Genomic DNA, 11,491 nt, shown 5'->3' with positions numbered 1-11,491 from the left:
CGGACGAGAAAAAAAATGAAAGACGGATCAAGGAGAAGGAAAGGCCTGTACATTATATATAATATAAAGCCGAAAGAGAACATGAGGGAAAAAGAAAAAAACAAAAAGAAAAGACCTTTTCACTCCAGTGAGGAGATCGCATCACTGGAGTGAAGAGATGTCTTCACTAAAGTGAGGAGAACGTATCACTCCAGTGAAGAGATAAAAACAACAAGACATTCCTACAAAACACAGCCCGCTAAACAAAAAAGGGTGCGTCATGCGCACCCACAAATTATCCGAATTCTTTTCAGCAGTCCTCATCGCCCTCAGCCATCGGATTAGTCACCAGCACCTTATCGATACGGGCGCCATCCATATCCACAACCTCAAACACAAACCCTTTCCATTCAACAGTTTCTCCACTCTGAGGTATATGCTGAAGTTGTTGAAGAATCAATCCGCCCAACGTATGATAGTCGGTATTCTCAAACAAGTCACGGCGGTCGAAATATGAAAGGAAATCATACAACGGACACTGCCCGTCAACCAGCCATCCCTCTTTATTGACACGCTTGATGATGTCAGGCTCCTCACCCGGCCCGTCCATCGATCCAACAAGCCCCTCCAATATGTCGCGCAGCGTTATGATTCCCACACAAGCTCCAAACTCATCACACACCAGCGCGCGGCTGATCTTTTTCTGCTTCATCTGTTCGAGCGTCTTGTATACGTTCATATTCTCATGAAAATAAACAGGCTCATGAGTGAGCGCGTCCATATTGAAATCCGATTCAGAAAGATGCAGCACCAGATCCTTCAAATTCACCACACCTTTCACATGATCCAGATCGCCCTCTTCCACTACAGGATAGAACTCATAGAGATGATCGCTCAGCACTTCACGCACATCAGCAGCCTTCATGTCTGATTCCAGACAAACAATATCACTTTTGTGAGTCATGATAGACCCCACCTTCAGATCACCCAGCAAGAAAACCCGCTGAACGATATCCTGCTCTACCGGCTGCACCTCACCGTCTTCCGTCCCCTCCTGAATGATCGATTTTATCTCTTCTTCGGTCACCTTGTTGTCCGACTCCTTGATTCCAAGGAAATTAAATATAACCTCCGTACTTTTTGCCAGCAGCCAGACGAAAGGAAGGGCAATCTTCGCCAGAACATTCATCGGGCGTGCAACCAGTTTGGCAGCCTTTTCAGCCACCCCCAAACCAATGCGTTTGGGAACAAGTTCGCCGAAAATGATAGAAAGGTAAGTAACGATCACAACGATAACGATTTGCGCCAGCATGGGGGCATAGGCCGGCGAAACTCCCCACGACTCAACCACTCCCCCCAAATGAGCGGCAATCTTGTTGCCTGAATAAATACCGGTCAGAATGCCGATCAACGTAATGCCAATTTGTACTGTAGAAAGAAAACGGTCGGGATCTTCAGCCAATTTCAATGCTACTCGGGCAGATTTGTTTCCGTTTTTCGCGTCAGTGGACAACCGAGATTTACGGGCTGATATCAATGCCACCTCGGACATGGCAAAAATGCCGTTAAGCACTATCAACCCGATAATAATTATTATTTCATCCATAAAAAAACAAAAATGTATTCTGAAAACAAAAATACGAGATTGTTCATTTCAAAACCGTATGCCACACTGACAATTAAATAGTTTTAACAGAAAGAAATCACGACAAAGAGCTTTCCCCCGCCTGCCCCATTCCGTCAAATTCAGTTTTCATCAGATGTTTCATTTCCAGTATTTCATCGGTAAGCAGCGCATTCTTGCGATAGCCGATATACAGCGTATTCTCCAGCGGACGGCTCCCGCCCCATAGGCGCACAAGCTCGCCGCGCCCGAAAGCTTCGCGGCAAAGAAACTCGGGCAAGACAGCCAGCCCCCTGTTTTCCGACAGGCAGTTCAGGATAGCCAGTTTATCAGGCAAAATATAATTGGGAGGAAAATCCGGCTCTCTCCCAAAGTTCTGTTTCCAGAAGCGGTTGAACAGCTCTCTGTCGGTCGTGTTATACCATAGCTGGGATTCGAGCCAAAGCATCAGCTTCTTCTTGTGTCCCAGCAGGCTCCGGAATTCAGAAACATCCGTTTTCGCGCCTGCCACAAGCACAAAACGCGTCACTCCCAACACATCATAAGCTATATTGCGCAAGGGAATTTCCTGATTCAATACAGCCAGATCCACAGAGCCGTGAGCAAGAAGCGGAATAAGCTCCTCAGTTGTCCCGACATGAATTATCAGGTTGAAGTTCAGCTCCGGAACATGCTTTTCCAAGCACTGACGGAACAAAGAAGGATACATGCCTACGCTCAACGTGCTTCTCCCCTCGGTTTTCTTTTTCCTGAAATTGCTCTCCACTTCCTCCAGCTTCACCAGCGAATTGCACACCTGCTGATAGAGCATTTTCGCCCGTTCGTTCGGAACCATCCGGCGCGTGTTGCGCTTAAACAACGGATGTCCGATATAAGCCTCCAGCGCATTCAGATGCAGACTTACTCCGGGCTGAGAGATATTCAGTTCTTTGGCCGCATCGCTCATAGTCCCCGTTTCAAAGACGGCCTTGAAAGTTCTGAACCATTCCAAATCTATTCTCATATAACAATTCTTATAGTAATATCAAATTTTTCTTATTTTCATGATTCGCATCCATCGCTTATCTTTGCGCCACAAATGTAATTCTTATTTAGAACAAATAAAAACATTAACAATAAAAAAGCAACAAATCCCTTGAAAACAACTATTAATTCTTTATTGATTCTTGTGCTGTTAACATTAGGCATACCAACAAACGCACAGCACTCACACAGACAAGGACACGGCAAACGGAAAGCCGAATTCTCATTGTCGGGAAAAGTGATGTCTGCGGAAAAAGTTCCGGTAGACTTCGCCACCGTTTACCTGAAAGGCACGAACTTCGGATGCACAACCGACAGCAGGGGGATGTATCACCTCCATGTTCCATCCGGAAAATATACCCTTGTCGTATCCATGCTCGGATATGAAACCTACGAAAGAGGCATTGAAATAGACGGAAAAACAGAAAACAGATTCAACGTGACGCTGAACCCGTCGGCAGAAGAACTCGATGAGGTGGTGGTCGTATCAAACGGAGTAAGCCGGGTCAAGCGTTCGGCGTTCAATGCCGTAGCCATGGATCTGTCTGAAATGAAAAATACGACCAAAAGCCTCAGCGAAGCCTTGCAGAAGCTTCCGGGAATGAAGCTGAGAGAATCGGGCGGAGTCGGCTCTGACATGCAGATCATGCTTGACGGATTCAGCGGCAAGCATGTAAAGGTATTTATCGACGGAGTGCCACAGGAAGGAGCGGGAACAGCGTTCGACCTGAACAACATCCCTGCCAACTTTGCAGAACGCATTGAAGTGTACAAAGGGGTAGTTCCTGTGGGCTTCGGCACAGATGCGCTGGGAGGAGTGATCAACATTGTCACCAACAAAAAACGGCGGGAATGGTTTCTGGACGCGTCGTATTCATACGGTTCATTCAACACACACAAATCATACATACATTTCGGCCAGACCTTCAAGAACGGCCTTACCTATGAAGTCAATGCCTTTCAGAACTTCTCGGACAACAATTACCACATAGACAATTACATTACGGAATTCAGCGAAGACGGGGTTACTGAAAGTACGGACAGAAACAAAATTTACCATGTCAAGCGCTTCAACGACCAGTTCCACAACGAAGCCGTAATCGGGAAAATCGGAATCGTAGACAAAGCTTGGGCCGACCGCCTGATGATCGGATTCAACTACAGCAATTTCTACAAAGAGATACAGACCGGAGTATACCAGTACATCGTTTTCGGACAAAAGCACCGGAAAGGACACTCGCTGGTACCTTCGCTCGAATACAGCAAGCGAGATCTTTTCACTAAAGGACTTGACGTTGTGCTGACCGCCAACTACAACCATAACATCACGCATAACATCGACACCGCTTCCTATAAATACAACTGGCTTGGCGAGCGGAAGTATACGGGCACGCCGGGAGAGCAGTCATACCAGAACAACGAGTCAAAAAACACGAACTGGAACGGAACATTCACGGCAAACTACCGCATCGGGTCTGTACACATGTTCACTTTTAACCATGTTCTCAGCACCTTCAAACGCACGACCCGCTCTTACGTAAGCGGCAGTTCGAAGATTTCTGACTTCAGCATCCCCAAAATCACAAGAAAAAACATCTCCGGACTTTCGTACCGCCTGATGCCTTCAGAGAAGTGGAACCTGTCAGCATTTGCAAAGTACTACAACCAATACAACGAAGGCCCCGTCTCACAAAACGAAGACGGCGTAGGAAACTATATCAACCTGACGCGCCATACCAGTTCGCTCGGGTACGGAGCGGCCGGAACCTACTTCATCATCGAAGGATTGCAAGCGAAACTTTCGTACGAAAGAGCATACCGCCTGCCCACCACCGACGAACTGTTCGGCGATGAAGACCTGGAAGCCGGACGCGCAAGCCTGCGTCCAGAACAGAGCCATAACTTCAATCTCAACCTCAGCTATGAGAAACATTTCGGCAAACACGGCATCTACCTGGAAGGAAGCCTCATCTACCGCGACACCAAAGACTACATCAAGCGCGGACTGGATGCCATCGGAGGAATGAGTTACGGAATTTATGAGAACCACGGAAAAGTAAAGACCAAAGGATTCAACATCTCGGCACGCTACAACTATGCACATTGGTTCAGCATCGGAGGGACATTCAACAACATCAACGCCCGAGATGACGAACGATACCGCGCAGGAAACACGCTGCAGGAAAGCGTAAGCTACGGCCAGCGCATTCCGAACCAGCCTTATACGTTTGCAAACTTTGACGCCAATTTCACATGGCGCGACCTCTTAGGCAAAGGGAATGCACTGACTCTCAGCTACGACAGCTACTACCAGCATGAGTTCCCGCTGTACTGGGAAGAACTGGGCGACCCGACTACCAAAAGCCGCGTCCCCGACCAATTTTCTCACAACCTCATCCTCGGATATTCACTGAAGAACGGACGCTACAACTTTTCGCTGGAATGCCGAAACCTTACGGATGAGAAACTGTACGACAACTTCAGCCTGCAGAAAGCCGGACGCGCCTTCTACGGAAAGTTACGCGTGTATTTCGGAAACTAAATAAAATTATTCACTAAAAAAAGAAGCAATATGAACAAGAAACACTTTACGGGAATCATGGCCGCAACTCTGCTTGCCGGCAACCTTTTCACTGCATGCAGCGACGACACCAACACACCAGACACCGGCGATGAAAAAGGAGAAGCTGTCCGCCGCTATGTCATTGCCGCACAAGCCGGCGATGCCAGTTACCTGATTGCAGCAGAATCTTTGGACGAAGGAGAAGTGTCAGGAAAAGGCAACGGACTTGAAACCGAATCCGGTTCAAACTGGATATTCTACCGCGAACGCTACCTCTTCAACTTCCAATACAACGACGGAAATGCCGGAACTGGATTTTCATACCAGCTCAGCCCGCAAGGAAACGTCACAGAAGCACGTCAGTACACTTATAACCGCACCACAACTTACGGCACATGGGGAAACAACGTCATTACAGCCTCAACCAACGCTGGAACAAAAGAACAGGATGAAAAAGGAAACTATGCTTATTATCTGCAGTTCAACTATTTGAACACAGACGACGGTTCATCAACCACCGGTGACCATATTGCCGAAAACTTTCTGGGCAACGGCGAACGCGTCAGCTTTGCAGGCTTTGTAGAAGCCAACGGCCGCCTCTATACATCCGTAGTGCCGATGGGCATGAGCCACTACGGTGTCAACACTTACCCGCAGCTTATCTCAGACACGAAATACATTACGGACCACAGCGGCGGACAAGGCTCCGGCCAATATACAGCAGGAATGATTCCAACCACCCAATATCCGGACAGCGCATTCGTGGCAATCTACAGCGGAGATGACTTCAACGAAACGCCGGTTATCGCCCGCACCAACAAGATAGGCTTTGCCAGCGGACGCATGCGGTCGCAATACTACCAGACAATCTGGGCTGCCGACAATGGCGACCTGTACGTATTTTCTCCCGGATACGGACGTACAACTGTAGCAGAAACAACCGTAACCAACGAATCCGGGACATTCACCCTCCACCGCGTAAAAGGCGAACTTCCCTCAGGAGTGGCACGGATCAAAGCCGGAGAAACGACATTTGACGATTCGTATTATGTGAACCTGGAAACCTTAGGGAACAACAATCCGATGTTCCGCTGCTGGCACATCTCCGAAGACTATTTCCTGCTGCAAATGTACAGCGATGGAGTGAACGGCATGGCTGGAACTTCAGCCAAGCGCAACGAACTGGCCGTGTTTAAAGGTGAAGACAAAAGCCTGACCGTTGTAACCGGACTTCCGGATGCCAGCGTTCTTTCAAGCATAGGCACTCCTTGCAGCGATAACGGATACGCCTACATTCCCATCGTGACAACCGACGGAACCGCACCGACAATCTACCGTATTGACCCGAAAACGGGAAAGGCAACGGCCGGACTGAAAATCACGAACATAGACTCGGTATCCGCTTTAGGAATCCTTTCGAGCGAGGCTGCAAAATAAAGCCGTAAACACAAACAGCACCCGATTAAATGAAAAAGATCTTCAAGAAGATACACCTCTGGCTGTCTGTACCGGCAGGCATACTAATCTCAGTCATATGCCTGTCGGGGGCAGCACTGGTATTCGAGCAAGACATTACACAAGCGCTCAACCCTCATCTTTACCGTACCGAACAACCAGCTAACGGAAAATTCCTGAGCCCTTCAGAACTGGTATCAGGCGTTCAAAAGCAAATGCCCGACCTGCCGCCGGTTGCCTCCCTGCAAATGCCCGGAACTCCGGAAGGAGTATGCATGGCAACTTTCGAAGGAAGCGGAAAGAAAACGTTAAGCGTCAATCCTTATACAGGAGAAATAAACGGATGGACAAAAACCTACCCGTTTTTTCAGACAATGAAAAAGCTGCACCGCTGGCTGATGAACCCGCCCGCAAGGAAGGGAGAACAGTCGGCTGGAAAAATGATTGTCGGCATATCAACCCTATTGATGGTAATCATTCTGGTCAGCGGACTCGTCATCTGGACACCCCGCACGGTGAAAGCATTAAAGAACCGGCTGAGAGTGTCCTGCACCAAAGGCTGGAGGCGTTTCTGGTATGACAGCCACGTATCTTTAGGATTTTATTCCACGTTATTTCTTCTCGTTATGGCCTTGACCGGACTGACCTGGTCGTTCGGCTGGTACCGAAATGCCGCCTATTCCTTATTCGGAGGAAATACGCAATCCGCTCCCTCGCAGCCTGCAAGCAAAAAAGGAAAAGCCAACAAGGAAAAAGATGAAAAGGCAGGCAACAGGGAAATCAATCTGGAAACATGGAATCAAGTATACAGCCAGCTCCAGGCAATCTACCCGGAATACAAGTCCATAACGTTGTCCGCTAAAGAAGCTCTGGTAGCTCCCGACCCTGCCGCATCCATGCGAAAGAACGACCGAATATCATTCGACAAAGAAAACGGAGAAATAACAAAAATAACTCCCTACAGCCAGATACCCCGTTCACAAACATTGAAAGGATGGTTCTATGCGTTCCATACAGGAAGCTGGGGAGGAACCATAACCAAGATTTTATACTTCGTGGCGGCACTGACAGGTGGAATACTGCCTCTAAGCGGCTATTATTTATGGCTGAAACGGAAAAGATACATCTGATCCAACAGCATAAACACCCATCAAAAGAACAGAAGCAAAAACCTTATTCCAAAGGACAGAAAGAACAACCGTCTTGCGCTTCTGTTCTTTTTTCATCGCCTTATTCGTAGCCATATAACGAAAAATCAAGAGCAAGCCTTATTCTGTAGCCAGATTTTCATATCTTTGCAGACCAACAACACTTATGTAAAACCATGAAGCGTATACGAATCACTCCACCTGCCGGAATCAATGCAGCGGTCCAGCTGCCTTCGTCCAAAAGCATCTGCAACCGGGTGCTCATCTTGAATGCACTGGCAAAAGGGAACAACGACATACAGAATCTTTCGGACTGCGATGACACACAGGTTATGACGGATGCCTTGCGAAACATGCCAGACATCATCGACATCAAAGCCGCAGGCACAGCCATGCGTTTTCTCACCGCTTATCTCGCAGTGACCGAAGGCACGCACATCATTACGGGCACAACCCGCATGCAGCAAAGGCCCATAAAAGTATTGGTCGACGCACTCAACGCTTTAGGAGCAAGCATCCGGTATACAACCCGCGAAGGATACCCGCCATTAAACATCACCGGACAGACATTGACGAAAAACACGATTTCGCTGCCCGGCGACATCAGCTCCCAATATATATCAGCCTTGCTGATGATCGGCCCTGAACTGAAAGGCGGACTTCAGCTGACATTGACAGGAGATATCATCTCCCGTCCGTACATTAATCTGACGCTGGAACTGATGAAAGAGTTCGGCGCACAGGCAGAATGGATTTCAGACAACCAGCTGGCTGTATCTCCCAAGTCCTATGTGCCCCGGTCCTATTTCATAGAAAGCGACTGGAGTGCCGCTTCCTACTGGTATGAAATAACGGCCTTGTCCGGTCAGGCAAGCGTCAGGCTTCCCGGGCTTTTCAGAAACAGCTTTCAGGGAGATGCGAAGGTTGCCGAACTGTTCACCCGCCTGGGAGTCAGCACAGCCTTTCATGAAGACTCGGTTGTTCTGAAAAAACAAGGAACTCCCCTTCCCCGTTTGGAATATAACTTTGTCGACCAGCCCGACCTGGCCCAGACATTCGTCGTCACCTGCGCCATGATGGACATCCCCTTCCGCTTCTCCGGACTGCAAAGCCTGAAAATCAAGGAAACCGACCGCATGTATGCCTTAATCACTGAAATGCGGAAATTAGGCTTCGTCCTTACAGAAGAATCAGGCGCCGTACTAAGCTGGAACGGACAACGCTGCAATCCCGAGCCCAGTCCGGCCGTTGACACTTACGAAGACCACCGGATGGCCATGGCTTTTGCTCCGGCAGCTATCAGGCTGAAGGAGCTGCGAATAAACAACCCGGAGGTCGTGTCCAAATCTTATCCGCATTACTGGGAGGATTTGGGCAAGGCAGGCTTCTTTATTACAGAGGAGTAAACAGCATGTGGATACTGATTCTTATCCTGATCGGAGTAATCCTTCTCGGACTGATTGCCGGATACTTCTACAACCGGAACCTCCGGAAAAAAATCGAAAAAGGAGAGTTTGAAGAAACACCGGAGGTCAAGCCCGTCGACGGAACATGCTGCGGACAGCATGCTGTATGTGAAAAAGAAAGCCTGCTGGCCGCCGTAAGCAAACAGATAGAGTATTATGACGACGAAGAACTTGACCGGTTCAAGGGACGTTCTTCCGCAAGCTATTCGGAAGAAGAAACCAACGAATTCCGCGAAATCATGTACACCATGAAAGAAGATGAAGTGGCAGGATGGTGCAGAAGCCTGCAGCTTCGGGGCATTGAGTTTCCCGACGGACTGAAAGACGAACTGTTCCTGATCGTAGGAGAAAGACGCTTCCACTGACAGCATAAATACAGACTATGGAACTGATTGAACTTTTACAATATACCTTCTTCCAGCACGCCTTGCTGGGAAGCCTGTTCGCAAGCATCGCATGCGGCATCATCGGCACCTACATCGTGACCCGGCGGCTGGTATTCATCAGCGGAGGAATCACCCACGCTTCGTTTGGAGGCATCGGCATAGGACTTTATGCAGGAGTTTCTCCGATTCTCTCCGCCGCCGTATTCTCGGTGCTTTCGGCATTTGGAGTAGAATGGCTGAGCAAACGGAGTGACATGCGCGAAGACTCTGCCATCGCCGTGTTCTGGACATTCGGCATGGCGGTGGGAATCATATTCAGTTTCCTCGCTCCGGGATTCACTCCCGACCTGTCTTCTTATCTGTTCGGCAACATCCTCACCATTACTCAAAGCGACATTTGGATGCTTGCCATACTGAGTGGCGTACTGACATTGTTCTTCAGCATCTTTCTCCGTCCGATACTGGCCATTGCCTTCGACCGCGAATTTGCCCGTTCGCAGCGCATGCCTGTTGCCGCTTTCGAGTATATGCTGATGATGTTCATCGCCCTGACCATCGTGGCATGCCTGCGCATGGTAGGCATCGTGCTGGCAATCTCATTGCTGACACTCCCGCAAATGACTGCCAATCTTTTCACTCACAACTTCAAAAGAATAATCTGGCTTTCTATTCTGCTGGGCTATGCCAGCTGCATAGGAGGACTGTTTCTTTCATATAGCCTGCAAGTGCCGTCGGGAGCATCCATCATTTTCGTTTCGATCCTTATTTATACAGGAGCCAAAACCGGGAAAATACTCCTTTGCCGTCAAAGAAAAAAATCCGCCACAGGTATTTAACCGACCCGCCTGCATTTATTCCATTTTTTATTGTACATTTGTAATCAGATTAAACTAAAGCCATATATGGAAATCAGAATCAATTCACTCGACAATATCCACGAAGCCGCCAAACAGTTTATTGCGGCTATGGGTGACAACACTGTTTTTGCCTTCTACGGCAAAATGGGAGCAGGAAAAACAACCTTTATCAAAGCGGTCTGCGAAGAGCTGGGAGTGACCGATGTAATCAACTCGCCCACTTTTGCCATCGTAAACGAATACCGCTCCGACGAAAACGGCGAACTGATCTACCACTTCGACTTCTATCGCATCAAGAAACTGGAGGAAGTGTACGACATGGGGTATGAAGACTATTTTTACAGCGGTGCGCTCTGCTTCATCGAATGGCCGGAGCTGATTGAAGAACTGCTGCCGGGTGACACGGTAAAAGTGCAGATCGATGAGCAGGAAGACGGCACACGTACCGTCCGCTTCAATGCAGAATAATCATCATGCAATTCCATTACGTCATACAGGCATTGTTCGTTCTGGTCGGACTGCTTGCCGTGCTGGCAGCCATCTTCAATTGGGACTGGTTTTTCATGGCTCAAAACTCACAGTTCATCGTGAAGAATGCAGGACGCCGGCAGGCACGCTTTTTTTATGGTGCAATAGGTTGCCTGCTGATAGCTACGGGCGTTTTCTTCTTCTTGTCCATACAAGGGGTTGTATGACTCATGCAACATATTGGCAGAAAACTTCTAGGCTTAAGAGCCTGTCGTTTCTAAGAAACTGTTTTGAATTTATCGTGTGCTGATTTGGGATGAGTTTTTGAGGCATTTCCGTTTGTGTGATGAGGAAGATAGCGGGCTATCTGACGAAGAACAGAAGCGGAAAAGACAAAAAAATAGCCCAAAGCACACACGAAAACGAATACATCAAGCCAAGAAAAACTTTTTGGAGAAATTCAAAACAGTTTCTAAATTCTGCTCTGCCCCGGTTTGGAAATTGTTTCCGAGGATGTTTTTC

10 protein-coding genes are annotated in these 11,491 nt (G+C 48.3%); 8 read left to right on the top strand and 2 right to left on the bottom strand.

Annotated features, from left to right (window positions below; all coding sequences use genetic code 11):
- Positions 1 to 289 precede the first annotated feature (289 nt).
- Positions 290 to 1,585, bottom strand: a complete 1,296-nt coding sequence (locus NW212_RS14695; protein WP_258339370.1) for a hemolysin family protein — start codon at positions 1,583 to 1,585, stop codon at positions 290 to 292.
- A gap of 97 nt (positions 1,586 to 1,682) precedes the next feature.
- Positions 1,683 to 2,606, bottom strand: a complete 924-nt coding sequence (locus NW212_RS14690) for a LysR family transcriptional regulator (RefSeq protein WP_258339369.1) — start codon at positions 2,604 to 2,606, stop codon at positions 1,683 to 1,685.
- 165 nt (positions 2,607 to 2,771) lie between these two features.
- Between NW212_RS14690 and NW212_RS14685 the strand changes: the two genes are divergently transcribed.
- The 8 genes from NW212_RS14685 (at position 2,772) to NW212_RS14650 (ending at position 11,196) form a co-directional block, all read left to right on the top strand.
- On the top strand, positions 2,772 to 5,168 hold the full coding sequence (locus NW212_RS14685; RefSeq protein ID WP_375338001.1) for a carboxypeptidase-like regulatory domain-containing protein: 2,397 nt from the start codon (positions 2,772 to 2,774) through the stop codon (positions 5,166 to 5,168).
- A 30-nt stretch (positions 5,169 to 5,198) separates the two neighbouring features.
- Positions 5,199 to 6,626: a DUF4374 domain-containing protein gene (locus NW212_RS14680; RefSeq protein ID WP_258339368.1), complete on the top strand. Its 1,428-nt coding sequence runs from the start codon at positions 5,199 to 5,201 to the stop codon at positions 6,624 to 6,626.
- A gap of 29 nt (positions 6,627 to 6,655) precedes the next feature.
- Positions 6,656 to 7,774 carry a PepSY domain-containing protein gene (locus NW212_RS14675; RefSeq protein ID WP_258339367.1) on the top strand — a complete coding sequence of 373 codons (1,119 nt, stop codon included), beginning with the start codon at positions 6,656 to 6,658 and terminating at the stop codon, positions 7,772 to 7,774.
- A gap of 194 nt (positions 7,775 to 7,968) precedes the next feature.
- Entirely contained in the window at positions 7,969 to 9,198 is a 1,230-nt protein-coding gene (locus NW212_RS14670; RefSeq protein ID WP_258339366.1) for a 3-phosphoshikimate 1-carboxyvinyltransferase, read from the top strand.
- Positions 9,199 to 9,203: 5 nt separating this feature from the next.
- Positions 9,204 to 9,623, top strand: coding sequence for a phospholipase (locus NW212_RS14665; RefSeq protein ID WP_258339365.1), 420 nt, complete (start codon positions 9,204 to 9,206; stop codon positions 9,621 to 9,623).
- Positions 9,624 to 9,640: 17 nt separating this feature from the next.
- The gene (locus NW212_RS14660; protein WP_258339364.1) at positions 9,641 to 10,480 is read left to right on the top strand and encodes a metal ABC transporter permease; all 840 of its coding nucleotides are present in this window, start codon (positions 9,641 to 9,643) and stop codon (positions 10,478 to 10,480) included.
- A gap of 66 nt (positions 10,481 to 10,546) precedes the next feature.
- Positions 10,547 to 10,969 (top strand): tRNA (adenosine(37)-N6)-threonylcarbamoyltransferase complex ATPase subunit type 1 TsaE, encoded by a 423-nt coding sequence (tsaE, locus tag NW212_RS14655; RefSeq protein WP_258339363.1) that lies wholly within the window; start codon positions 10,547 to 10,549, stop codon positions 10,967 to 10,969.
- A 5-nt stretch (positions 10,970 to 10,974) separates the two neighbouring features.
- A complete protein-coding gene (locus tag NW212_RS14650) occupies positions 10,975 to 11,196 on the top strand; it encodes an immunity 17 family protein (protein ID WP_258339362.1) in 222 nt (73 codons plus the stop codon).
- Positions 11,197 to 11,491: the final 295 nt, after the last annotated feature.

Origin of the sequence: Bacteroides sp. ET225, assembly GCF_024733745.1 — a bacterium.
Lineage (GTDB): Bacteria > Bacteroidota > Bacteroidia > Bacteroidales > Bacteroidaceae > Phocaeicola > Phocaeicola excrementipullorum.
Note: the sequence above shows the minus strand (reverse complement) of the source record. Positions and strands in the feature narration are given on the sequence as shown.

Excerpts from the sequence above, each read along its gene's own strand:
- NW212_RS14695 (WP_258339370.1), bottom strand. The coding sequence starts at position 1,585 with ATGGATGAAATAATAATTATTATCGGGTTGATAGTGCTTAACGGCATT.
- NW212_RS14690 (WP_258339369.1), bottom strand. The coding sequence starts at position 2,606 with ATGAGAATAGATTTGGAATGGTTCAGAACTTTCAAGGCCGTCTTTGAA.
- NW212_RS14680 (WP_258339368.1), top strand. The coding sequence starts at position 5,199 with ATGAACAAGAAACACTTTACGGGAATCATGGCCGCAACTCTGCTTGCC.
- NW212_RS14675 (WP_258339367.1), top strand. The coding sequence starts at position 6,656 with ATGAAAAAGATCTTCAAGAAGATACACCTCTGGCTGTCTGTACCGGCA.
- NW212_RS14670 (WP_258339366.1), top strand. The coding sequence starts at position 7,969 with ATGAAGCGTATACGAATCACTCCACCTGCCGGAATCAATGCAGCGGTC.
- NW212_RS14665 (WP_258339365.1), top strand. The coding sequence starts at position 9,204 with ATGTGGATACTGATTCTTATCCTGATCGGAGTAATCCTTCTCGGACTG.
- NW212_RS14660 (WP_258339364.1), top strand. The coding sequence starts at position 9,641 with ATGGAACTGATTGAACTTTTACAATATACCTTCTTCCAGCACGCCTTG.
- tsaE (WP_258339363.1), top strand. The coding sequence starts at position 10,547 with ATGGAAATCAGAATCAATTCACTCGACAATATCCACGAAGCCGCCAAA.
- NW212_RS14650 (WP_258339362.1), top strand. The coding sequence starts at position 10,975 with ATGCAATTCCATTACGTCATACAGGCATTGTTCGTTCTGGTCGGACTG.